Origin of the sequence: Flavobacterium sp. (assembly GCF_047602195.1) — a bacterium.
Classification (GTDB): domain Bacteria; phylum Bacteroidota; class Bacteroidia; order Flavobacteriales; family Flavobacteriaceae; genus Flavobacterium.
Genome location: NZ_JASGHW010000003.1, coordinates 33021 through 56246 on the forward strand (window position 1 = coordinate 33021; position 23226 = coordinate 56246).

Below are 23226 nucleotides of genomic sequence, written 5' to 3' on the forward strand. Positions count from 1 at the left end.
TTTTTTTTATTGCATTTTTTTTTTTACTTTATTTGTCGAAACCAAAACAAACCCTTATGAAAAAGATTTTATACTTGCTTTGCACAATGACACTTGTATCCTGTTCGGATGACGATACGTCTGCACCGGGAATGAATACCGAAGGAACACGTTTGGTAAAGGCCGTTTCAATCGGTCCCGAAGGCGACATTTACACCAGCGAATATTTTTACCAAGGCACGCATCTGAGCACGGCACAATCCGGTGGAATTACCACCGCTTTTGCCTATTCGGGCGATTTGATTACTGCGGTAGGCAACGGAACCTCCCAGATGATCTGTGAGTACGATGACCAAAACCGACTTGTGCGCGGAAGCACTTCGGGATACTCGAACGTATATGTCTATAATGCGGACAATACTGTTACGGTTACCGATTATGAAGGCGCGGAAACTCCTGAGAATATCAAATCGGTAGTGACGCTGTATTATGATGGTGGTGAAATCGTTAAAAAAGTTAAAACCTCTCCAAATTCATCCAATGTGATTACATACACCATGACCCACGATAGCCAAAACAATTCCCATTTGTCCTTAACAGGCTATTACGGCGTTTACTTTTATTATGGGTTCTCGATCGGTGCGATGGGTAAGGCACACAACATCCAGACGATGACAATTGAAGTCACGGGAAGTTCGCCCTATACCGACTATTATGCTTATCAGTACGATTACAATTCGTTTGGCTATCCTACACAGCAGCGGCAAGTGGATGAAGACGGTAACCCCACAGGGTACGTCGTCAACTTCTATTACGAATAATAAACGAAAAGCCCGGACTTTAAAATCCGGGCTTTTTTATGCAGTAGTTTTTTTGTTCGTTTTTTTTGGTTTTATTTGCTGGCACCAAAACAAACACTATGAGAAAGTTACTATTTGCTTTTAGCGCGTTTCTGCTGCTGATTTCGTGCTCGAGCGATGATGATTCGAGTTCAAAGAACAATCCCAACGGCACCCGGTTGACCAAATCGGTGCTGGTTTTTAGCAGCGGCAGTAGTTCTACGTCGGTTTACACCTACAATGGGGCACAATTGTCAAAAATCACCGATTCCTCGGGTGACTATGTCAACTATTCTTACAATGCACAGGGATTGATCGGCAGTTGGCAAAACTACACCGCTGGCGGTTCGCTTCGCAACAGCGGGGTATTGGAATACGATTCGCAGGACAGGATCATCCATGGACAGTTTTACAACGCAAACGGATCGACGAGCTCACTCGTTTACGTGTATGACGATGTCGAAGACAAGGTGACGATAACCATCTATGAGGGCGCAGAACTGCCAGCGAATATTACGAGGGTCGATTACGTGTATTTTGAAGACGGCGAAGTCATCAAGAAAGTAGCAACGAGTCCGACCGAAACCTACGATGTTACCTATGGATATGAATTCGACAGCATGAACAACCCGAACAAGAGCATTCCGGGTTTTTTCGCGGCGTTTTTCTATGGTTCGTTTGGGGCAACCAATATCGGGAATGCACACAACCTGAGCCACATCACCCAAACGGCGCAGTCGCAATCGAGTTCTTACGGATACGAATTCGAGTACAACGCCTATGGCTACCCGACCGTAGCGACCCAGGTCAACCAGAACGGACAGCCCAACGGAAATTTTAGATATTATTATTACGAGTAAATCATGAAAAAAGTATTTTTTGCAATTGCTGCTGTATTGCTGTTGATTTCGTGTTCGGGCGATGATAATAACAATTCACAGCAAACCCCAATCAATCCGAACGGAACCTTGTTGACCAAAATAGTGGTCAGCGGCAGTGGTCTGGGCTATGTAGCCGAACTGGAATATTCGGGCAATTACCTGGTCAAGCAAACATCGGGAACGCCGGGTACTTATGACACTTACACCTACACCGGCAACCTGATTACGGGCATCACGCATTATTCGGACAACAGTGTTTTTTCGACAGAATTTTTTGCCTATGATTCGCAGGAAAGATTGATTGTGCGCATGATCCTGAGCGGCACTTCGGATGGCGCTTCGCGTGTAACCTATGTGTATGACGATGCCGATGACACGGTAATGGTCACGACTTATATTGGCGATACCAACCAGCAAAACACACTGTATAGGAAGATGAAAGTCTATCTTGAGGATGGTTTGCCGGTCAAGACCGAGCGGTTCGATATTTCGGACAATTCGATCGACCAGATCCAAACCTTTGCCTATGACGACAAGAATTCGCCTTACAACGGCATCGTGGGTTACCAGAAATTGACCTGGTACGACAACAATTTGATCGCACCGCACAATTATTTGACGATGACCAGCACTTTTCCGCCATCGACGAGCGTCGATACCGATACGGTCAGTTACAATTACAACCTGTCCGATTTTCCAACGCAAGCCACCTTCGATAACGATGGTACTGTATTGGTTTTTCAGTATTTTTACCAATAAATTGTTTTGCCATGAAAAAGATATTTTGCTTTTTGAGCCTTTCCGCCTTGTTGTGGGCCTGCGACAGCGGCGACGACAACACGCCTTACGATCCGAATGCGATCCAGAACACCACGCTCTTGAAGAAACTCGTCGAGACCGATGACGACAACATCATGACCACGACCGATTTCCATTACGATGGTTACAAAATCAACAACATCACTGATTCGCACAACGGTTCGGCGGTTTTTACCTATGCAGGAAACCTGATCACCAAAATCGAATACTATTCGGGGGAAACCTTGACGCGTACCGATTTGTTTACCTACAATGCCGCGTTTAAAGTCTCGGGACACCAGGCGTTGCTGCATGCAGAAGATTACGGAACGCGCGAAGCCTATACGCACAACGCCGACGGAACGGTTTCGTATGCGTCTTTTTTCGGGACGGTAGCCCAGCAGAACAGCCCCGATCTCAACGGAAAGATATTCTTCAACAACAGCGGTGAAGTTTCGAGAAGGGAAACCTACCTCGGTTCATCGGTCGTTTCCCAGGAGACTTATGAATATGATACCTGGAACCATCCGCTCAAGAACGTCATCGGCCTCAACGAGGTGCTCATTTACAAAGGCGACACCGATGGCATCCGCCGCAATTTGCTCAGTACCGCCTTGACCACCAACCCGCGCGCGATCACTTACCAGTACAGCGAACTCAGCCGTTTCCCGGTTTCGAGTGTTTCGACCAGTGCGCTCGACGGCGGCATCAGTACGCAATACTATTACGAATAACCAAAGCACATCAGATGAAAAAATTAATCGCCCTATTGTTTGTACTGTCCAGCACCATCGGATTGCAGGCACAGGAAGTCGAACTCAACAAAAAAGACGAGGTGCAGCTCGACGGAAAGACCATCCTCAAATACAAAAAAATCAATGCACGTCAGTATTCGTTTTATTCGCTCGAAGGCGACGAGATCTTGTACTATAAATTGGACGACAACGAAACGCACCAATACATCGAGGACGACTTTTTTATCCTCAATTTCCTGACGGCCAAAAAGAAAGTGGAAACCAAAAACCGAAGCCTTGTGGCCAGCGGTCTGGGCATGAACTCAGCCAAGAACATGGCAAAACTGATCAAGGCGCTGCTCGATGAAAAAGTATTGGATGCCGATGGCAAACTCAACTTGGACAAGCTCGATACCTTCTACGAAAAATACCACGAGAACATCACCGCCAGAACGGTGCGTTACTAATTATTGCATGCAATTCAGCACCCCGATACCCATTGCAGAAAGCGCCCGAAAAATCGGTTACGGCTCCCAAGTGGTGTCTTTGGGTTCTTGTTTTGCGGTCAACATGGCCGATAAATTCGACTATTTCCAATTTCGGCATACGGTCAATCCGTTTGGGATTTTGTTTCATCCGATGGCCATCGAAAAGCTCATCGGTTTTGCAGAAATGCACAAAACCTTTTCGGATTCGGATGTTTTCTTTCACAATGAACGTTGGCATTGTTTCGATGCGCACTCCGATTTGAGCCATCCCGACAAGGAAACATTGCTGCAAAAACTCAATCAAGCCATTGGCGAAACGCATCGGCAAATCCAATCGGCGACGCACCTGATCATTACCTATGGAACCGCCTGGGTGTACCGCGAGAAGACGTCGGGTGCGGTGGTCGCCAATTGCCATAAAGTGCCGCAGGCGAATTTCACCAAGGAATTGCTTTCGGTGGAAACGATTCGGGAGTCAATGATCAAAACCATCCAATCCATCCGCAGGCTCAATCCCGAAGCGCAAATTATTTTTACGGTTTCACCTGTGCGCCACCTCAAAGACGGTTTTGTCGGAAACCAGCGCAGCAAATCCCATTTGATTGCGGCTTTGCACGGGGTTTTGGAAACCCAATCCGGCGCCGATTATTTCCCGAGCTACGAAATCGTCATGGATGAACTGCGCGATTACCGTTTTTATGCCGAAGACCTGATCCATCCCAATACCATGGCAGTCGATTATATTTGGGAACGGTTTGCCACGACGCAGCTTTCATCGGAAGCGCATCCGATCATGGAGCAGGTGGGAAGCCTCAGGAGAAGCCTGGTGCATCGGCCGTTCAACCCTAATTCGGAAAGCCATCAATTGTTTTTGAACAAACTCCAACAGTCGATTTCGGCGCTTCAAAAGCAATTCCCGCACATGCGATTTTAAAAAATACGTATTTCTTCGTATGGTTTGCCTTTTTCATTTGGGCCAGATTTGCAGAGTAAAATTAATTCACTCAAAAATCAAATCAAATGAAGACACTCCAAACCCTTACCAAATTCAGTTTTATCGCATTGGCCTTATTGATGCTCTCGTGCAACAAGGACGACGACAACAACAACAACAATGTCACGCCGCCGGTGACAAACAATCCCAATTCGGATTCGTATGTTACCGGAAAAGTTGACGGCGCCGATTTTAGTTCTTTTATCTTCGGGACTTCCATGGCGCAATGCACCAAAGTCGGTTCAGGTCCAGACCAATTGATTTCTATCTTGGGCGGCGACATGTCGGCCAACAACATCACCATCGCGTTATACGGCATCAACGCCACCGGAACTTACTCAGTAAACAACACCACCAATTCGTTCCTGAACTATACGCCAGGTTCTGGCGGTGTGGCTTACTCGACTGCGGAATGCGAAGGCGCCAGTGGTACGATTACCGTAACCTACATCGACAATCTTAAGGTCGAAGGCACTTTCTCCTTCACCGGAATCGATACCGAAAACTGCAGCGGCGGATCCAAAACGGTTACCGAAGGTTCTTTCCGCGGCACATTCCCTCGCTAAGTTATTTTAGGTTGGTTTTTTTTGCGAAGAAAATACGGCATCTGTCGTATTTTTTTTGGTTTGTGAAACCGTCAAATTTGTAAGCTGACATTTAACCCCTTGGTCATATGGTTGTATTTCTCGTTACCGTTATCGTTTTGCTGATGGGCGTCATCGTTTTCCTCAATATCCAGTTTTACAGGGAAAAACGGCAATTTCGCGCCAAGATTGAATCGATGCACATCTTCATCGCCGAAATCACACGCAGGCAATCGGGCCAACGCCATAAGGTCCAATTGTCGGATGCGCTCAACGAAAAACTCAAGTCGGACAACGCCGTGTTGAGCCGCGAGATTTTCACGCTTAACTACGAACTCTTTGATTTGCTGTCAAAAAACAACGGCCTCCAAAAATAACTTCGGGCTTTTTGCTATATTTATCGACCTAACCCCTTTCCTTTTGAAAACCAGATTCGTTTGCCTTTTGATCTTTTTCGGCGCCGTGTTCGCGTTCGGCCAAAACCCGAAGCTCGATAGCGTGCGCCGGGTCATCCAAACCGGAAACGGCAAACAGCAGTTCACGGCGATGAACGCGCTCGCCGATTATTACAGCGACAACGACCTCAAGCAATCGTTGCATTATGCCAATTTGTCGCTGGCCAAAGCCAAGGAAATCAAGAACGACTCTTTTGTGGCCTTGGCGTACAATTCGATCGCGAATGTGTACCAATACAAAAGCCAGCTCGATTCGGCTTTGGTTTTTCACCGAAAGGCGTTGCAGGTTCGGCAGAAAGTCAAGGATTCGCTTGGAATGGCCGATACCTACAACAACATCGGCATCGCTTACGACCAACAGGCCAACTTTCCGCAGGCATTGCAGTATTATTTCAAGGCGCTTTCGTATTACGATAGAAAAGGATTGGCCGGCAAGCAGGCGATGACCTACACGAACATCGGTATTGTATACAAAGCGCAGCAGGAATTCCAGAAGGCGCTCGGTTATTACCAGAAAGCCTACGAAGCCTATCTGCAAACGGATGACGATTTTGGCAAAACGGTTTCGGCGGGCAATCTCGGTTCGATCCTGATCAATTTCAAACGCTACGACGAATCGCTCAAATATTCCGAAATCGCGCGAAAAGGCTACCTCAAGATCGATGGCGACCGCTTTACGGGTTACCCGATAGCGAACATCGCGATTGTCTACGACAGCCTCCGGAATTTCGAAAAAGCCAACGCGAATTACACCGATGCGATGCGGCTGCATGAACAATCCAACAACAAATTTGAAGTCGCGGAAACCGCCAACAGTTATGCACATTCGCTGATCCGCCAGAAAAAATACGCCCAAAGCATCGCCATTTCCGAAAAAGCGATGGCATTCGCCAAACAATCGAACGCGTCCTTGCACATCGTGGCGGCCTACAAGAATTTATCGAAGGCCAATGCCATGCTTGGAAATTTCAGCGAAGCCTGGCGCTATTCCAATTTGTACAGCGCCGGAAAGGACAGCCTTTTCAAGGACGAAAAAACGAAGGCCGTCGTCGAAATGGCGACCAAATACGAAACCGAGAAAAAGGAACAACTGTTGTTGGCCAAGGAAGCCGAAGCGCGCCAGAAAAATTTCGTACTGATTGCCGTTTCGTTGCTGGCCCTGTTTGTGATCCTGATTGTACTGCTGCTGTTTCGCCAACAGAAACTCAAGAATGTGCAGTTGCATCAGGAACACCAGCTCAAGACGGCGATTGCGCAAATCGAAACGCAGAACAAATTGCAGGAGCAACGGCTCAGTATTTCGCGCGATCTGCACGACAACATCGGGGCGCAGCTCACTTTCATCATTTCGTCGGTCGAGAACATCAAGTATGCGTTCGAGATCACCAACGACAAACTCAGCGACAAATTGCAGTACATCAGCCAGTTTACCCAATCGACGATGCTCGAACTGCGCGACACGATCTGGGCGATGAACCACAACAGCATTACTTTCGAGGACCTGCGTGCGCGCATCCTGAACTTCATCGAAAAAGCCAAAGATGCGGCCGATACGATCGACTTCCAATTTTCGGTCGATGAAAACCTCGGTCACCTGCAACTGAGTTCGATCGAAGGCATGAACCTCTACCGCACGATCCAGGAAGCGGTGCACAATGCGGTCAAATATTCCGAAGCCGACCAGATTGTGATTGGCGTAACGCTGATTGGCGATGAAATCAAGACCACGATCAGCGACAACGGCATCGGTTTCGACAAACAAACCGTCCAACGCGGCAACGGACTGGCCAATATGGAAAAACGCATCGAGGACATCGGCGGGGTTTTTCACCTGCATTCCGAACCATCGCACGGCACGACGATTACCTTACTATTCAAAAAACCAACGCATGATTAAGATCGCCCTCGCAGACGACAATACGTTTCTAATCAAATCGGCACAGGAGAAGTTGTCTTTTTTTGACGATTTCAACATCAAATTGATTGCGGTCAACGGCATCGATTTAATCGAAAAACTCGAAGCCAACCACAACGTCGATTTAATCCTGATGGACATCGAAATGCCCAAGATGGACGGTATCGAAGCCACGGCGGTCATCAAGCAGAAATTTCCGCAGATCAAGATCATCATGCTTACTGTGTTCGACAACGACGAAAACATCTTCAAATCGATCAAGGCCGGAGCCGATGGCTATCTGTTAAAGGAAGTCAGTCCCAGGGATTTGCAGCAGGGCATTCTCGATACGATGGGCGGCGGTGCCACGATGACCCCGTCAATTGCGCTCAAAACGCTCAAATTGTTCCGCAACCCGATTACTTTCGAAACGCCCGAAAATGCCGATTCCATCAAACTCACCACGCGCGAAACCGAAGTGCTCGAACAGCTCAGCAAAGGGCTCAAATATGATGCAATCGCCAAAAACCTGTTCGTTTCACCCGGGACGGTGCGCAAACACATCGAGAACATTTACACCAAACTGCAGGTGCACAACAAGCTTGAGGCGATCCAGAAGGCGCGCGACAATAAACTGATTTGAAGTTTTCTTTTTGTCATTTCGACCGCAGGGAGAAATGACAAAGCAAGAGTCGAAATCCAATAAAAACAACACTTCACGATAGAATCCAAACAATATAGGTCACTTGCCCTATTGTTCCGCAAACGCATCTCCTGCAACTTTGCGATATCATTAACTCAAACTTAATCTATCATGAAGACCCTTAACAACATTACCAAAATGATTTTATTGAGTGCGGTATTCGCACTGGCATCGTGCAACAAGGACGACGACAACAACAACGCCGTGACGCCAACACCAGTTGCGGGCGATTATTTTATGACGGCCAAAGTCAACGGCTCGAATTATTCGAATTCGGCTTATTTTGCGCCATCGGCCACGATCAACTCGAATGTGTTGCAAATCCAGAGCAGCACCGACAGCGGCAGCTCGATCCAGATCCAGGTGCAGAATTTCGACAACGTGGGCACGTACAACGTGGGCGGCAACCTGAGCAATGGCTATGTCAATTACATGACGACTTTCCCGTTCAAATCGTATACATCGGTAAGGGGAACAGGGACTGTGGAAGTGACCGAGGTGACCGAGACTTTCATCAAAGGAACTTTCACGGCTGTTGCTCCTGAAAATGAGGAATCGCCATCGAGCGAGGTGACCATTACCGAAGGAAGCTTTAAAGTGAAACGCTAATATTTATTTTTTGGTTTAGGTTTACGTTTACTTTAGAAAATACGGCTTCGGCCGTATTTTTTTGATTCTGCGTGGAATTGTTTATTTTTAGCTTTCAAACCCAATGTCTTACATGAATAAGCGTATTTTCCTGATTGTTTTGCTGATGCTCTCCTGGGTTGGTTTTTCGCAGAACCCGGCGCAGCAGCTCATCGACAGCCTCAAGACTGAACTCCGAAAAAATCCGGCGAAAATCCAAAAGGCAAAACTGGTCGCCGACCTGGCCTGGTATTACAATATGGTTTCGATCGATTCGGCGATGGGGTACGGCAAACAATCGATTGGGCTCGCCAAGGAATTGAAAGATCCTAAAATGATCGCGCAGGCGCTCAGCGATTACGGCGCGATATTGTATGTCAAGGGTGATTACGACCGGGCCATGAAGGTTTTGCACGAATCCTACGGCATCCGAAAAAAAATAAAGGACGAAGAAGGCATTGCGTCGCTCGACTTCAAAATCGGGAATGTATACCTCAAGCAATTTGAACTCGAGAAATCGATGGACTATTACCTGCGCTCGCTGAAATATTATGAAAAGGCCAAGAACGCACAGGTCGTCGGGACGCTCGAAACCAATATCGCGGCGGTCTATCACGGACTCAAGAATTACCCCAAGGCGCTCGAATATTTGCGCCGCTCCGAAAAATACCTGACCGAAACCAAACAGGAATCGATGTTGGCCAATACCATTGTCGGCATCGGGAATGTGTATTTCTCGCAGAACGATACGATCAAGGCTTTCGTCGAATTCGAACGCGCCGCCAAACTGGCCGAAAAAGTACAGAATTACCCCGCATTGACTACCGCCTACAACAACCTTGGGCTCATTTATACGTATCGGAAAAAGCCCAAAATGGCCATCGATTACATCACCAAATCGCTCGCGATCCGGCAGCAGATCAACCAGACCGCCGATGTAGCGAGTTCGCAACTCACGTTGGCCATCAACTACAACAACCTCGGACAATTTGCCAAGGCCAAGCCGCTATTGCTCGAAAGTTTGAAGGTGTTTACCCAGGACAGCATCCGTGAGAAAATGGGCAACGCCTACATCCAACTCATTCCGGTCTACGCGAGTTTGGGCAAGGTAGACAGCGTCAATTATTACACGGATAAGTATTTGCGCCATGCCGAACACAACCTCAATGAAAGTGTTCTCAAGATCTCGAACGAACTCGAAACCAAATACCAGACGGAAAAGAAGGAGAAACTGCTGCTGCAACAACAAGCCGAAACACGCCAAAAAAATGTGTTGTTGCTGCTCGTTTCGATTTTTGCCGTATTTATCGCACTCATCGGCTATTTGATTTACCGACAGCAACGGCTCAAAAACCGTCAGCAGGAACAGGAACACGAACTCAAACTCGCCATTTCCAAAATCGAGACGCAGAACAAACTGCAGGAACAACGGCTCAGCATTTCGCGCGATTTGCACGACAACATCGGGGCGCAGCTCACGTTCATCATTTCGTCGGTCGACAACATCAAATATGGCTTTAATGTTGAAAATCAAAACTTGGGCAACAAACTCGACCGCATCAGCAATTTCACCAAGTCGACGATCGTGGAACTGCGCGATACGATCTGGGCGATGAATTCCAATGCAATCACGTTCAAGGATTTGGAACTGCGCATCATGAATTTCATCGAAAAGGCCAAGAAAGCGAAAGAAGACATCAATTTTAAATTTGAAATAGCCGACGATTTGAGCAAGATGGAACTCACGTCGATTGTCGGCATGAACCTCTACCGGACGATACAGGAAGCGGTCAACAATGCCATCAAATATGCCGAGGCCAGCCAGATTGCCATCCAAATTGCTTCCGAAAGCAACCTCGTCAAAATCAAGATTTCCGACGACGGCAACGGCTTCGACACCGAAAACGCCGATTCGGGCAACGGTTTATTGAACATGAAAAAGCGCATCAAGGACATCGGCGGCACTTACGAACTCCAATCCGAAATCGGAAAAGGCACGATGATCCAATTCTCAATTCCCAAAAAATGAAAAAACTCGCAATCGTAGACGACAATATTTTCCTGCAGAAAACCATCCTTGAAAAACTGAGCTTTTTTGATGACCTCAAATGCAAATTCTGCGCGAACGACGGCAAGGAACTGCTCACCAAATTGGAACTGAGCCACAACATCGACCTCATTTTGATGGACATCGAAATGCCCGAAATGAATGGCATCGAAGCCACGCAAATGGTCAAATCGCGCTATCCGCACATCAAGATCATCATGCTCACGGTGTTCGACAACGACGAGAACATCTTCAATGCGATCAAGGCTGGAGCCGACGGTTACCTGCTCAAGGATGTGAACCCCAAGGAATTGTACGACGGCATTGTCGAAACGCTCAACGGGGGCGCGGCGATGAACCCGTCGATTGCGTTCAAGACGCTCAAACTGTTGCGCAACCCGATCGATTTCTCTACCCAATCCGAAGAAGAACAAATCAAGCTCACGCCACGCGAAATCGACGTGCTCGAGCAATTGAGCAAGGGATTGACGTACACGGTCATTGCCGATAACCTGTTCCTGTCGCCGAGTACAATCCGTCGCCACATCGAGAACATTTACACCAAATTGCAGGTACACAACAAACTCGAGGCGGTGCAGAAGGCGAGGAACAACAACCTTATTTGATTGTATGGCCACGAATTCACCAATTTGGATTTAAAATTCGTGAATTCGTGGCCTTCTCTTTTTAACCTTGGTCAATTTTCGTAGCTTTATCAAAAAAGAAAAATGCTCCGCAAAAGAATCCTCTATTTAATATTTGCTGTCGTCGGTGCGCTGCTGCTGTTCAAGTATTGCGAGTTCAAGAAACAGAACGACGGAACAATCGATTACAATACGAACCTGATCCAGCAGCAAATCGTCAACGTGGGCAAATTGATTGTCACCGAAGGCCATTTCTCGCAGGTGCTGACGTACAAAGACCAGGACAAATATTTCATGGACCTGATCTCGTTCGACAAAAAAGCGCTGATTGTCGTCAATGTCGATGTGACCGTTTCCTATGATTTGCGCCAGATGAAATACGACATCGACGAAAAAAACAAAACGATCACGATTTTAAATATTCCCAAAGAAGAAATCAAAATCAGCCCCGACATCCAGTTTTACGATGTCACGCAAAGCAAACTGAACCAATTCACTGGCGAAGATTACAACAAAATCAATAAATCCGTACGAACCAATCTGGCCAAGAAAATGGAGCAATCTTCGCTCAAATCGAACGCGCAAAACCGGCTCATTAGCGAATTGTCGAAAATTTTAATCCTGACCAACACCATGGGCTGGACGTTACAATACAACGGAAAAGCCGTCAACGACCAAACCATCAACACCGTTTTATTGTAATGCTGCAGCCCAAACCTTCCGACCGCAAATCTGAAATCGTCACGATTGCCGCGCAATTGTTCAAGGAAAAAGGCTACAGCGCAGTGACGATGCGCGATCTGGCGCAGGCGATGGACATCAAGGCCGCGAGCCTGTACAACCACATCAAATCGAAACAGGAAATTTTGGTGCTCATGATCATTTCGATTGCCGAAGAATACACCGAAACGATCCGTACGATAGCCGCCTCCGAGGAAACTTCGGTCGAGAAAATCGACAAGGTCATCCAGCTCCACATCGACATCACGGTCAGAAATCCCGATGCATTGGCCTCGCTCAACAACGACTGGATGCATTTGCCCGAAGCCGAATTGCAATATTTTTTACAGATGCGCGAAGAATACGAAGCCATTTTCCGCGATATCGTCAAGAAGGGAATCGCCGACGGTGAAATCAAGAATTACCACGCCGAAGTCATCATTTTTTCGATTTTGTCCACGATACGGACGCTCTATTTGTGGTACGGCAAAAAGAAAGATTTTAATGCTAACGTACTGAAAACGAACCTCAAAAAAGTTTTGCTCGAGGGCATAATTTAACTTTATCATTAAGAAATTATTACTAAATTTGCATAGTAAACTAACAATTGTTAGTCTGTAATAATTTAGTGACAATGGCAAAGTTCCATCAGATTAAGGTCAACGACATCTACAAAGAAACCAAAGACTGTTCGGTCATTTCGTTCGATATTCCCGAAGAAATGAAGCACGAATTCAAATACGCCCACGGCCAGCATTTAACGTTGCGTGCGTTCATCGACGGCCAGGATGTGCGCCGTTCGTACTCGTTGTGTTCGAGCCCGGTCGAGGACCAGTGGAAAGTCGCCGTCAAGAAAATCAACGGCGGATTGTTCTCGTCTTTCGTCCACGAAAATTTAAAAAAAGGAGACTTTGTCGACCTGATGCCGCCCAATGGCGTGTTCAACACTGCAATCGAACCGGACAAAGCCAAGAATTACATCGTCTTTGCAGCCGGTAGTGGCATTACGCCGATCCTGTCGATCATCAAAACGCACCTCGCGCTCGAGCCCAAAAGCAAATTCCAGTTGTTTTATTTGAACCGCAGCGTCAAATCGATTATCTTTAAAGAGGAAATCGAGCAGCTCAAGAACAAATATTTCGGCCGGCTCGAGATTTTCCACTTCCTGACCAAGGAACACCGCAACATCGAATTGCTCAACGGCCGTTTCACCGAGGAGAAATTGCGGGTGTTGACCGATAAAATCATCGATGTCGCTTCAGTAGACGAATGTTTCATCTGCGGGCCGGAAGCGATGATTTTCCTGATTCGCGATGAACTCGTGAAGGCAGGACTCTCAAAGGAAAAAATCCACTTCGAATTGTTCAACACGGGCAATTCCGAAGCCGACAAAGAAAGAACCAAACACATTTTAGAAAAGAAAGTCGAAGGTACCGAAGTCACCATCATCGATGGCGGCAAGGAGTTCCATTTCATCATGGACGACGATTTCGACAACATATTGGACGGAGCGCTCGCAGCCGGTGCCGATTTGCCATTTGCGTGCAAAGGCGGCGTGTGCAGTACGTGTCGATGCAAAGTCATCGACGGAACCGTAGAAATGAAAATCAATTACGCGCTCGACGAAAACGAGGTTGCGAAGAATTACATATTGAGTTGCCAGGCCGTGCCGACTTCTGAAAAGGTCGTCGTCGATTTTGGCGCTTAAAGAAGAAAGACCGCTGCGCTGCTAGAGCAAAGACCGCTGCGCTGCAAGACTAATTGCGGAAAATAGGAAGTATCGAGTCCTGTTCCCGCTACGATGAAAACAAATAATAACAATAAAGAACAGTAATATGTCTGAATTGGAATTGCAACAACTCGAAGCGGAATTCGAAAGAAAAATCGCCAACGACCAAAAGATCGAGCCCAAAGACTGGATGCCCGAGAAATACCGCAAGACGCACATCCGCCAGATTTCGCAGCACGCACATTCCGAGATCGTCGGCATGTTGCCCGAAGGAAACTGGATCACGCGTGCGCCGTCGCTCAGGCGAAAAGTAGCGCTTCTGGCCAAAGTCCAGGACGAAGCCGGCCACGGTTTGTATTTGTACAGCGCTTGCGAAACGCTTGGGGTTTCGCGTGAGGAATTGTACGACCAACTGCATTCGGGCGAGGCGAAATATTCGTCGATTTTCAATTATCCGACCGTGACCTGGGCCGATATGGGCGCCATCGGTTGGCTCGTGGATGGCGCGGCGATCATCAACCAAGTACCATTGACAGCAACCTCTTACGGACCATACGCCCGTGCGATGGTGCGCGTGTGCAAGGAAGAAAGTTTCCACCAACGCCAAGGGTTTGAAATCATGCTGACGCTGTGCAACGGAACGCCCGAACAAAAAGCGATGGCGCAGGACGCGCTCAATCGCTGGTGGTGGCCGTCGATGATGATGTTGGGCCCGACCGATGCCGAATCGGTGCATACCGAACAGTCGATGAAATGGAAACTCAAACGCAAAACCAATGATGAATTGCGCCAACAGTTCGTGGACCAGACCGTTCCGCAAGCCGACATCCTCGGACTCACGATTCCGGATCCTGATCTGAAATGGAACGAAGAACGCAAAAGCTACGACTACGGCGACATGGACTGGGAAGAATTCTGGCAGGTCGTCAAAGGACACGGCCCGTGCAACAAAGTCCGCATGGATGCGCGCAAGAATGCGTGGACCAAAGGCGAATGGGTACGCGAAGCCGCAATGGCCTACGCCGAAAAACAAGAAACAGCAACCGTTTAAAAATAAAAACCATGAAAAACTGGCCACTTTGGGAAGTATTTGTCAGAAGTAAAAACGGACTCGAACACCGCCACTGCGGAAGTTTGCACGCCTCCGATGCGACGATGGCGCTCGAAAATGCACGCGACGTCTACACCAGAAGAATGGAAGGCGTGAGCATTTGGGTCGTCCCTTCGTCCGCGATTACGGCGTCGAACCCTGAAAACAACGGGGAATTTTTCGAACCCGCCAAAGACAAAGCCTACCGTCATCCGACTTTTTATGAATTGCCGGAGGAATTAAAACACATGTAAATTAGAAAATAGAATCAAGAGCCAAGAACCAAGACTTGCTTCTAAAGCTAAAATTTATGCAAAACAATTTAGTCCAATACATCTACGGCATCGCCGACAACGCATTGATCCTGGGCCAACGCCTCGGCGAACTCTGCGGCCACGGACCGAATCTTGAAGTCGACATCGCGATGACCAATATCGCGCTCGATTTGCTCGGCCAAACGCGCAGCTATTACCAATATGCCGCACAGCAGCTCGGCGGCGACGCGACCGAAGACACGATCGCATTCCTCAGAAGCGAACGCGAATACAAAAACGTTTTATTGGTCGAACAACCCAATACCGATTTCGCCTATTCGATTGGACGCCAGTTTTTATACGATGTGTTCCACCTGTTGTTGCTGCAACAATTGCAGTTCAGTTCAGACGAAACGCTTGCCGCGATTGCCAAGAAAAGCATCAAGGAAGTCAGCTACCACCAGCGTTTCTCGTCGGATTGGGTCAAAAGACTCGGCGACGGAACCCAGGAAAGCAAACAACGAATGCAAAACGCCATCAACGACCTCTGGACGTTCACCGACGAATTGTTCCACCAAACCGATGCCGACCAAGCAATGGTTGCTCAAGGAATTGGCGTCGATGCAACGAAATTAAAAGAACCGTTCTACGCCAAAGTCGGCGAAATCCTGACCGAGGCGACGCTCGAAATCCCGGATATGAAATATTTCCAAAAAGGCGGCAAACAAGGCATCCACAGCGAACACATGGGGTATCTTTTGGCCGACTTGCAGTTCATGCAACGCACCTATCCGAACATGAGCTGGTAGATTTTTAGGAGCCGGGAACCTGCTTTCCACTGCAATCTTTTTCTCGCTTTACAAGCTTCAAAAAAGGATTTCCATTGCAAACAAAGTTCACTGAACTCCTATGAAAATAAAAAATTAAGTGAAGTAATCAGGGCTAGGGTTAACCATATCAATCAAGCTTTGTGCGCTTTGCAAAACTTAGTTCACTTTGCGGTTTAAAAAAATGACAACAACGCATCCACATATCGACCCAGCATTCACCGAAATCCTCGAATCGGTTTCCGATCCCGAAATTCCGGTGCTTTCGATCATGGAAATGGGCGTGGTGCGTTCGGCAGAAAAGAATGGGAATGTCGTTGAGGTTTCGATTACGCCCACCTATTCAGGCTGTCCCGCGATGGACGTCATCGGCGACGACATCAAGAAAGCATTCGCCGAGAAAGGCATCGAAGCCAAGATTAAACTTGTATTGTCTCCGGCCTGGACCACCGACTGGATTACGCCAAAAGGCAGGAAAGCGCTCGAAGATTATGGCATCGCCGCACCGCTCGAACCCGAAGCCGATATTGAGGCGCTGCTCGGCAACAAAAAAATCGTCCCATGTCCGCAATGCGGATCGCATAATACCAAAATGATCAGCCAGTTCGGCTCAACGGCCTGCAAGGCGTTTTTCCAGTGCCAGGATTGCCAGGAACCGTTCGATTATTTCAAATGTTTAAAATAACCAAACCAAGAATATGAGTTCAATCTTACTCAAAATAGAAAACCAAATCGGTTACCTCACGCTCAACCGACCAGAAGTGTTCAACAGCTTCAACCGCGAAATGGCGCTCGAACTGCAATCCAAATTGGATCAGTGTGCCAACGATGCCAGCATCCGTGCAATCGTCATCACCGGAGCTGGGAAAGCCTTTTGCGCCGGACAGGATTTGAAAGAAGTCACCACCCCCGAACTGATGCCGGGCTTCCGTAAAATCCTCGAAGAACATTACAACCCGATTATCGAAAGAATCAGAACCATTGAAAAGCCAGTTGTAGGCGCCGTTAATGGTGTAGCTGCTGGAGCAGGGGCGAATATCGCGCTGGCTTGTGACATCGTTGTGGCTTCTGAAAATGCCGCGTTCATACAAGCGTTCAGTAAAATCGGGCTCGTACCGGACAGCGCGGGAACTTTCTTTTTGCCGCGACTAATTGGTTTCCAGAAAGCGATGGCCGTCATGATGCTCGGCGACAAGATTTCGGCAGCCGAAGCCGTGCAGATGGGCATGATCTACAAAACATTTTCGGCGGAAAGTTTCGAATCAGAAGTCGGTAAACTTGCCACGACCTTGGCCAACATGCCGACGAAAGCCTTGGCCTTGACCAAAAAATTGCTCAACGAATCGATGACCAACAACCTGCAGCAGCAACTCGCGATGGAATCGGATCTGCAAATCCAGGCCAGCGAATCGCACGATTACAATGAAGGCGTCAATGCATTCGTCGAAAAAAGACAACCCATTTTTAAAGGAAATTAAATGAATGTAGCGGTTATAGGATCCGGAACCATGGGCAGCGGCATCGCACAAGTAGCGGCCACCGCCGGTAGTTCCGTCAAAATATACGACACCAACCGGGAAGCGCTTTCGAAAAGCCAGGCCGGTCTTGAGAAAACCCTCTCGATGCTTGTCGAGAAAGGCAAGATCGATGCTTCCGAGAAAGAAAGAATTGGCAGCAGCATTGCATATGTCAACGCTTTAGAAGAATTGTCCGACGCCGATTTGATCATCGAAGCCATCGTCGAAAACCTCGACATCAAACGCAAATTGTTTTCCGAACTCGAAGCCATCGTTTCCGAAAACACCATTTTGGCCTCGAATACGTCTTCGCTTTCGATTGCGTCGATTGCGGCATCGGTCAAAAAATCCGACCGTGTCATCGGGATCCATTTTTTCAATCCCGCACCGCTGATGCAATTGGTGGAAGTAATTCCGGCCGTGCAGACCAGCCCAGGCGTGTTGAAAAAATCGGTCAAGATCCTATCGGGTTGGAAAAAGACCGTGGCTGTGGCCAAAGACACGCCGGGTTTTATCGTCAACCGCGTCGCGCGTCCGTTTTATGGCGAGGCATTGCGCATTTATGAAGAAGGCAAAGCCGATTTCGCGACGATCGACTGGGCGATGAAAACGATCGGGAATTTCCGTATGGGACCGTTTGAACTCATGGATTTCATCGGGCACGATGTCAATTATACCGTGACCGAAACCGTGTTTACCTCATTTTATTACGACCCGAGATACAAACCGTCCTTGACCCAGAAGCGCTTGGTAGAAGCGGGTTGGCTCGGTCGCAAAACCGGCCGCGGATTCTACGATTACAAAGCCGACAGTGTACCGGCACCCAAAAAGGACGATGCATTGGTCAAGTACATTTTCGGACGTATTCTGGCGATGCTGATCAACGAAGCCGCCGATGCCTTGTTCCTCGGGATTGCTTCGGCCAAAGACATCGACAATGCGATGACCAAAGGGGTTAATTATCCGAAGGGATTGCTCGCCTGGGCCGACGAAATCGGTACCGACTGGGTCGTGACGACACTCGATTTGCTGTATGAGGAATACCACGAAGACCGCTACCGCTGCAGCCCGTTGCTCCGGAAGATGAACGCCAAAAACGAAACTTTTTTTTCATGACACCAAACGAAATTGTCCATAAAATGTTCGACAACGATGCCTTTAGCCAATGGCTTGGGATTGTCGTGGAAGAAATTTCAGAAGGCAATTGCACCTTGTCGATGACCGTCCGCAAGGACATGCTCAACGGTTTCGGGATTGCCCACGGTGCGATTACGTATGCGATTGCCGATAGCGCGCTCGCCTTTGCGTCGAATTCGCATGGCAAGCAATCGGTCAGCATCGATACGGCCATCAACCACATCGAATCTTTGAAGGAAGGCGATGTGATCACGGCGACCGCTTTCGAGAATTCGGTTAAAAATAAATTTGGCTTTTACAGCATTAAGATAAAGAAACAAGACACGCTCGTGGCACTATTCAAGGGAACGGTTTACCGCAGCGAGCGCGAATGGAAATAATTAACAATGAACAATTAATAATTAATAATTACTTGCTGAGCGCATTTTTTACGCCCAAAATGCATAGTTAATTATTCATTATTAATTATTAATTAAAAAAATGGAAGCATACATCATAGACGGCGTCCGTACGCCCATCGGCAATTACCAAGGCACTTTAGCGGCCGTACGCCCAGACGATTTGGGCGCTTTGGTCATCAAGACCTTGGCCGAAAAACATCCTGAAATCCCACAAGAAGCGTATGACGATGTCATCATCGGATGCGCGAACCAGGCCGGGGAAGACAACCGAAACGTAGCGAGAATGTCCTTATTGCTCGCGGGTTTGCCGCAAACCGTTCCGGGTGAAACGGTCAACCGTTTGTGCAGTTCGGGCTTGTCGGCCGTGATCCATGCCAACCGCGCGATCAAGGCAGGCGATGGCGATTTGTTCATCGCTGGCGGAGTCGAAAACATGACGCGTGGCCCGTTGGTCGTTTCCAAGCCGTCATCGGCTTACGGCACCGATTCGAAAATGTACGATTCGAGCTTTGGATGGCGTTTCATCAACCCGAAAATGCAGCAAATGTACGGCGTGGATGCGATGGGTGAAACGGCGGAAAATCTCGTCGATCAATACCATATTTCGCGTGAGGATCAAGACCAATTCGCTTTGCACAGTCAGCAAAAGGCGGCTCAGGCGCAAGCTTCGGGAAGGCTCGCAAAAGAAATCGTTGCGGTTGAAATCCCGCAGCGCAAAGGCGACCCGATTGTTTTCGCCAAAGACGAATTCATCAAACCCAATACTTCGATGGAAGGTTTGTCCAAACTGCGCGGTGCGTTTCGCAAAGAAGGAACCGTTACCGCTGGAAACGCCTCGGGATTGAATGACGGCGCAGCGGCCGTTTTGGTAGCATCAGAAAATGCGGTGAAGAAATACAATTTGAAACCATTGGCCCGAATCGTGAGTTCGGCAGTCGTTGGCGTTGAACCGCGGATTATGGGCATCGGTCCGGTGGAGGCGACGAAAAAAGCGCTCGCCAAAGCCAATTTGACCTTGGACCAAATCGACATCATCGAACTCAACGAAGCGTTCGCCGCGCAAAGCATCGCCTGTATCCGCGCATTGGGATTAAAAGACAACGATGCGCGCATCAACCCGAACGGCGGCGCGATTGCGATCGGGCATCCATTAGGCGTGACCGGTGCAAGAATCGCTTATTCGGCTGCACTGGAATTGCAATTGACAGGAAAAAAATACGCGCTCATCACGATGTGTATCGGCGTCGGCCAAGGCTACGCGGTCATCATCGAGCGTGCTTAAAAAAACTTGAGAAACTTTGCGAAGCCTTTGTGGGCTTTGCGGTTAAAAAATAAATTATGAGCAAACTAGGAAATTACGTCAACGGACATTGGATAGAAGGCCAAGGTGAAGGCGTGCCGCTGTTCGATTCGGTGACCGGCGAAATCATCGGCCATGCTTCAACCGAAGGGTTAAACTTTGAAGAAATTCTGCACTACGGACGCACCAAAGGCGGCGAAAAGTTGCGCAAGATGACCTTTCAGGAACGCGGCAACATGATCAAGAAATTGGCGTTGTACCTGACCAAAAAGAAGGAACAATTTTACGAAATCAGTTACAGGACTGGCGCGACACGTATCGATTCTTGGATTGACATCGAAGGCGGATTCGGAAACCTGTTCGCCAATGCCTCGCTCCGGAAATTATTCCCGAACCAACCCTATGACGTCGAAGGCGACCCGATCGATTTGTCGCGCGGCGGCCGTTTCATGGCACACCATATATTAGTTCCAAAACCCGGTGTGGCCGTTCACATCAACGCATTCAACTTCCCGATCTGGGGCATGTTAGAGAAATGTGCGGTCAACTGGATGGCAGGAATGCCGGCCATTGTCAAACCGGCGACATCGACTTCGTATTTGACCGAAGCGGTCGTGAAAGAAATCATCGCTTCGGGGATTTTACCTGAAGGCGCGTTGCAGCTCATCTGCGGTTCGGCCAACGACATGCTCAATTATGTCGAATCGCAGGACGTCGTGACTTTTACAGGCTCAGCAGATACGGGAAGAAAATTAAAATCGCATCCGAAAATCATCTCCGAATCGGTGCCGTTTAATATGGAAGCCGATTCACTGAACTGTTCGATTTTGGGTGAAGATGCCAAGCCGGGCACCCCTGAATTCGATTTGTTTGTCAACCAAGTCCGTTCGGAAATGACGGTCAAATGCGGGCAGAAATGCACCGCGATCCGACGCATCATCGTTCCGGAAAGTTTGGTCGAAGACGTGCAAATCGCGCTCGGAAAAGCATTGGATAAAGTCACGATTGGCGACCCAAGACTCAAGGAAGTCCGTATGGGGTCGCTGGTTTCAACCGACCAAGTCGACGAAGTCAAGATGCGTACAAGAGAAATCGCCAAAACGGCGGCCATCGTCTACGGCGATTATGATAAAATCACGACCGTCGGTGCCGATGCCTCAAAAGGCGCATTCATCAGCCCAATGGTTTTAAGAGAAGACAACCCGTTCAAAAATACACTCGTCCACGAAACCGAAGCTTTTGGCCCGGTTGCGACGATCATGCCTTATAAAAACATTGAAGAAGCCGTCGATTTGGCCAAGATGGGCAAAGGCTCGCTCGTTTCGTCGATTGTGACCAATTCCGATACCATTGCGAAAGATTATGTCGTTAATGCGGCTTCGCACCACGGAAGAATCCTCGTATTGAACCGCGAAAATGCCAAACAAAGCACCGGACACGGTTCGCCATTGCCATTGCTCGTTCACGGCGGTCCGGGACGTGCCGGGGGCGGCGAGGAAATGGGCGGCGTGCGCGGCATCAAACATTACATGCAGCGTTGCGCGGTGCAAGGTTCGCCGACGACACTCACTGAAATCACCGGAATCTACCAACCAAACTCCGCTTACAAAGAAGCCCAGCAGCATCCGTTCCAATATTACTGGGACGACATCGAGCCGGGCATGTCGCTCAAGACGCACAAACGCACGGTCACCGATACCGACATCATCAACTTCGCGAACCTCACGTGGGACCATTTCTACGCGCATACCGATATCACGTCTTTAAAAGGCAGCATCTTCGAAAAACGCACGGCGCACGGTTATTTTATTTTGGCCGCCGCGGCAGGTTTGTTCGTATGGCCGAACAAAGGCCCCGTTGCTGCGAATTATGGTTTGGAAGAATGCCGTTTCCTGCGTCCGATTTACCACAACGATACGATGTATGTCCGCTTGACGTGCAAACAAAAAATCGAACGCGACCACGTGGGCGAGCAAATGCCATCGGGTATCGTCAAATGGTTTGTCGAAGTGTTCGATTCGAATGACGAACTGACCGCCGTGGCCACAATCTTGACGATGGTACAAAAGCGTTCACCGTTCCAGGAAATCAATACATCGAACATCAATCAATACCTGGCCAAATTAACGGTCAACCACCAAGCCAATTGGGGTACGATGACACCGCAGCACATGGTCGAGCACATGGAAATGCAGTTCCGTTATGCGACGGGTGAAATCCAGGATTATGAGATCGCGACACCGGAAGAACATTTGCCGAAATACCGCGAGACGATTTTCAACCACCGATCGTTCCCTAAAGAGCACAAACATCCGCTCATGAAACAAGGTCAAAATGAGGATTTGCAACACGCCGATTTGGAAATGGCCAAGCAAAAGCTCATCGAATCGATTCAGGCTTACGAAAACTATTTCAAGGAAAATCCCGAAGCACGCACTAAAAATGTCGTCTTTGGCCTGATGGACAAATTCGAATGGGATTTGTTGAATACGAAACATTTTAACCACCATTTCAAGCAATTTGGAATTTTATAAAATAGCCACGAATGCACGAATTTTATTTTCTAATTCGAGCATTCGTGGCC

General features: G+C 48.2%; 25 protein-coding genes. All 25 read left to right on the forward strand.

Annotated features, from left to right (window positions below; translation table 11 throughout):
• The first annotated feature begins 56 nt into the window (after positions 1–56).
• The 25 genes from QM717_RS03680 (at position 57) to paaZ (ending at position 23176) form a co-directional block, all read left to right on the forward strand.
• Complete coding sequence (locus QM717_RS03680; protein WP_415034972.1) at positions 57–800, forward strand: hypothetical protein; 744 nt, start codon at positions 57–59, stop codon at positions 798–800.
• Positions 801–898: 98 nt separating this feature from the next.
• Complete coding sequence (locus QM717_RS03685; protein ID WP_415034974.1) at positions 899–1678, forward strand: hypothetical protein; 780 nt, start codon at positions 899–901, stop codon at positions 1676–1678.
• A gap of 3 nt (positions 1679–1681) precedes the next feature.
• Positions 1682–2458 carry a hypothetical protein gene (locus QM717_RS03690; RefSeq protein ID WP_415034976.1) on the forward strand — a complete coding sequence of 259 codons (777 nt, stop codon included), beginning with the start codon at positions 1682–1684 and terminating at the stop codon, positions 2456–2458.
• A gap of 11 nt (positions 2459–2469) precedes the next feature.
• Positions 2470–3231 (forward strand): hypothetical protein, encoded by a 762-nt coding sequence (locus QM717_RS03695; RefSeq protein WP_415034978.1) that lies wholly within the window; start codon positions 2470–2472, stop codon positions 3229–3231.
• Positions 3232–3245: 14 nt separating this feature from the next.
• Positions 3246–3698, forward strand: a complete 453-nt coding sequence (locus QM717_RS03700; RefSeq protein ID WP_415034980.1) for a hypothetical protein — start codon at positions 3246–3248, stop codon at positions 3696–3698.
• Positions 3699–3705: 7 nt separating this feature from the next.
• A complete protein-coding gene (locus tag QM717_RS03705; RefSeq protein WP_415034982.1) occupies positions 3706–4653 on the forward strand; it encodes a GSCFA domain-containing protein in 948 nt (315 codons plus the stop codon).
• 86 nt (positions 4654–4739) lie between these two features.
• The gene (locus QM717_RS03710; RefSeq protein ID WP_415034984.1) at positions 4740–5279 is read left to right on the forward strand and encodes a hypothetical protein; all 540 of its coding nucleotides are present in this window, start codon (positions 4740–4742) and stop codon (positions 5277–5279) included.
• Positions 5280–5386: 107 nt separating this feature from the next.
• Positions 5387–5674 carry a hypothetical protein gene (locus tag QM717_RS03715; RefSeq protein ID WP_415034986.1) on the forward strand — a complete coding sequence of 96 codons (288 nt, stop codon included), beginning with the start codon at positions 5387–5389 and terminating at the stop codon, positions 5672–5674.
• A 43-nt stretch (positions 5675–5717) separates the two neighbouring features.
• Positions 5718–7649, forward strand: a complete 1932-nt coding sequence (locus tag QM717_RS03720) for a tetratricopeptide repeat protein (RefSeq protein ID WP_415034988.1) — start codon at positions 5718–5720, stop codon at positions 7647–7649.
• On the forward strand, positions 7642–8289 hold the full coding sequence (locus QM717_RS03725) for a response regulator (protein WP_415034990.1): 648 nt from the start codon (positions 7642–7644) through the stop codon (positions 8287–8289). The genes QM717_RS03720 and QM717_RS03725 overlap by 8 nt, the downstream gene beginning before the upstream one ends.
• Positions 8290–8460: 171 nt before the next feature.
• A complete protein-coding gene (locus QM717_RS03730; protein ID WP_415034992.1) occupies positions 8461–8958 on the forward strand; it encodes a hypothetical protein in 498 nt (165 codons plus the stop codon).
• Between the two features lie 112 nt (positions 8959–9070).
• Entirely contained in the window at positions 9071–11005 is a 1935-nt protein-coding gene (locus QM717_RS03735; RefSeq protein ID WP_415034994.1) for a tetratricopeptide repeat protein, read from the forward strand.
• On the forward strand, positions 11002–11649 hold the full coding sequence (locus tag QM717_RS03740) for a response regulator (protein WP_415034996.1): 648 nt from the start codon (positions 11002–11004) through the stop codon (positions 11647–11649). Before QM717_RS03735 ends, QM717_RS03740 begins: the two co-directional genes overlap by 4 nt.
• A gap of 102 nt (positions 11650–11751) precedes the next feature.
• A complete protein-coding gene (locus QM717_RS03745) occupies positions 11752–12369 on the forward strand; it encodes a DUF4230 domain-containing protein (RefSeq protein WP_415034998.1) in 618 nt (205 codons plus the stop codon).
• Positions 12369–12947 (forward strand): TetR/AcrR family transcriptional regulator, encoded by a 579-nt coding sequence (locus QM717_RS03750; RefSeq protein ID WP_415035000.1) that lies wholly within the window; start codon positions 12369–12371, stop codon positions 12945–12947. The genes QM717_RS03745 and QM717_RS03750 overlap by 1 nt, the downstream gene beginning before the upstream one ends.
• 74 nt (positions 12948–13021) lie before the next feature.
• The gene (gene paaE / locus QM717_RS03755; RefSeq protein WP_415035002.1) at positions 13022–14095 is read left to right on the forward strand and encodes a 1,2-phenylacetyl-CoA epoxidase subunit PaaE; all 1074 of its coding nucleotides are present in this window, start codon (positions 13022–13024) and stop codon (positions 14093–14095) included.
• 127 nt (positions 14096–14222) lie between these two features.
• On the forward strand, positions 14223–15167 hold the full coding sequence (gene paaA, locus QM717_RS03760) for a 1,2-phenylacetyl-CoA epoxidase subunit PaaA (RefSeq protein WP_415035004.1): 945 nt from the start codon (positions 14223–14225) through the stop codon (positions 15165–15167).
• A gap of 11 nt (positions 15168–15178) precedes the next feature.
• Positions 15179–15460 (forward strand): 1,2-phenylacetyl-CoA epoxidase subunit PaaB, encoded by a 282-nt coding sequence (gene paaB, locus QM717_RS03765; protein ID WP_415035006.1) that lies wholly within the window; start codon positions 15179–15181, stop codon positions 15458–15460.
• A gap of 56 nt (positions 15461–15516) precedes the next feature.
• Positions 15517–16269 (forward strand): 1,2-phenylacetyl-CoA epoxidase subunit PaaC, encoded by a 753-nt coding sequence (gene paaC / locus QM717_RS03770; RefSeq protein ID WP_415035008.1) that lies wholly within the window; start codon positions 15517–15519, stop codon positions 16267–16269.
• Positions 16270–16471: 202 nt separating this feature from the next.
• Positions 16472–16972, forward strand: a complete 501-nt coding sequence (paaD, locus tag QM717_RS03775; protein WP_415035010.1) for a 1,2-phenylacetyl-CoA epoxidase subunit PaaD — start codon at positions 16472–16474, stop codon at positions 16970–16972.
• A 13-nt stretch (positions 16973–16985) separates the two neighbouring features.
• Positions 16986–17765: an enoyl-CoA hydratase-related protein gene (locus QM717_RS03780; RefSeq protein WP_415035012.1), complete on the forward strand. Its 780-nt coding sequence runs from the start codon at positions 16986–16988 to the stop codon at positions 17763–17765.
• The gene (locus QM717_RS03785; protein ID WP_415035014.1) at positions 17766–18920 is read left to right on the forward strand and encodes a 3-hydroxyacyl-CoA dehydrogenase NAD-binding domain-containing protein; all 1155 of its coding nucleotides are present in this window, start codon (positions 17766–17768) and stop codon (positions 18918–18920) included. It begins immediately after the preceding gene.
• Positions 18917–19321, forward strand: a complete 405-nt coding sequence (locus QM717_RS03790) for a hotdog fold thioesterase (protein ID WP_415035016.1) — start codon at positions 18917–18919, stop codon at positions 19319–19321. Before QM717_RS03785 ends, QM717_RS03790 begins: the two co-directional genes overlap by 4 nt.
• Positions 19322–19421: 100 nt before the next feature.
• Complete coding sequence (gene pcaF / locus QM717_RS03795) at positions 19422–20624, forward strand: 3-oxoadipyl-CoA thiolase (protein ID WP_415035018.1); 1203 nt, start codon at positions 19422–19424, stop codon at positions 20622–20624.
• A 56-nt stretch (positions 20625–20680) separates the two neighbouring features.
• Positions 20681–23176 (forward strand): phenylacetic acid degradation bifunctional protein PaaZ, encoded by a 2496-nt coding sequence (paaZ, locus tag QM717_RS03800; protein WP_415035020.1) that lies wholly within the window; start codon positions 20681–20683, stop codon positions 23174–23176.
• Positions 23177–23226 lie beyond the last annotated feature (50 nt).

Coding starts and splice junctions, on each gene's coding strand:
- QM717_RS03735 (WP_415034994.1), top strand. CDS start 9,071: ATGAATAAGCGTATTTTCCTGATTGTTTTGCTGATGCTCTCCTGGGTT.
- QM717_RS03700 (WP_415034980.1), top strand. CDS start 3,246: ATGAAAAAATTAATCGCCCTATTGTTTGTACTGTCCAGCACCATCGGA.
- QM717_RS03695 (WP_415034978.1), top strand. CDS start 2,470: ATGAAAAAGATATTTTGCTTTTTGAGCCTTTCCGCCTTGTTGTGGGCC.
- QM717_RS03750 (WP_415035000.1), top strand. CDS start 12,369: ATGCTGCAGCCCAAACCTTCCGACCGCAAATCTGAAATCGTCACGATT.
- QM717_RS03780 (WP_415035012.1), top strand. CDS start 16,986: ATGAGTTCAATCTTACTCAAAATAGAAAACCAAATCGGTTACCTCACG.
- paaA (WP_415035004.1), top strand. CDS start 14,223: ATGTCTGAATTGGAATTGCAACAACTCGAAGCGGAATTCGAAAGAAAA.
- paaZ (WP_415035020.1), top strand. CDS start 20,681: ATGAGCAAACTAGGAAATTACGTCAACGGACATTGGATAGAAGGCCAA.
- QM717_RS03715 (WP_415034986.1), top strand. CDS start 5,387: ATGGTTGTATTTCTCGTTACCGTTATCGTTTTGCTGATGGGCGTCATC.
- QM717_RS03680 (WP_415034972.1), top strand. CDS start 57: ATGAAAAAGATTTTATACTTGCTTTGCACAATGACACTTGTATCCTGT.
- QM717_RS03710 (WP_415034984.1), top strand. CDS start 4,740: ATGAAGACACTCCAAACCCTTACCAAATTCAGTTTTATCGCATTGGCC.
- QM717_RS03790 (WP_415035016.1), top strand. CDS start 18,917: ATGACACCAAACGAAATTGTCCATAAAATGTTCGACAACGATGCCTTT.
- pcaF (WP_415035018.1), top strand. CDS start 19,422: ATGGAAGCATACATCATAGACGGCGTCCGTACGCCCATCGGCAATTAC.
- paaD (WP_415035010.1), top strand. CDS start 16,472: ATGACAACAACGCATCCACATATCGACCCAGCATTCACCGAAATCCTC.
- QM717_RS03690 (WP_415034976.1), top strand. CDS start 1,682: ATGAAAAAAGTATTTTTTGCAATTGCTGCTGTATTGCTGTTGATTTCG.
- paaB (WP_415035006.1), top strand. CDS start 15,179: ATGAAAAACTGGCCACTTTGGGAAGTATTTGTCAGAAGTAAAAACGGA.
- QM717_RS03745 (WP_415034998.1), top strand. CDS start 11,752: ATGCTCCGCAAAAGAATCCTCTATTTAATATTTGCTGTCGTCGGTGCG.
- QM717_RS03730 (WP_415034992.1), top strand. CDS start 8,461: ATGAAGACCCTTAACAACATTACCAAAATGATTTTATTGAGTGCGGTA.
- paaC (WP_415035008.1), top strand. CDS start 15,517: ATGCAAAACAATTTAGTCCAATACATCTACGGCATCGCCGACAACGCA.
- QM717_RS03785 (WP_415035014.1), top strand. CDS start 17,766: ATGAATGTAGCGGTTATAGGATCCGGAACCATGGGCAGCGGCATCGCA.
- QM717_RS03685 (WP_415034974.1), top strand. CDS start 899: ATGAGAAAGTTACTATTTGCTTTTAGCGCGTTTCTGCTGCTGATTTCG.
- paaE (WP_415035002.1), top strand. CDS start 13,022: ATGGCAAAGTTCCATCAGATTAAGGTCAACGACATCTACAAAGAAACC.
- QM717_RS03740 (WP_415034996.1), top strand. CDS start 11,002: ATGAAAAAACTCGCAATCGTAGACGACAATATTTTCCTGCAGAAAACC.
- QM717_RS03705 (WP_415034982.1), top strand. CDS start 3,706: ATGCAATTCAGCACCCCGATACCCATTGCAGAAAGCGCCCGAAAAATC.
- QM717_RS03725 (WP_415034990.1), top strand. CDS start 7,642: ATGATTAAGATCGCCCTCGCAGACGACAATACGTTTCTAATCAAATCG.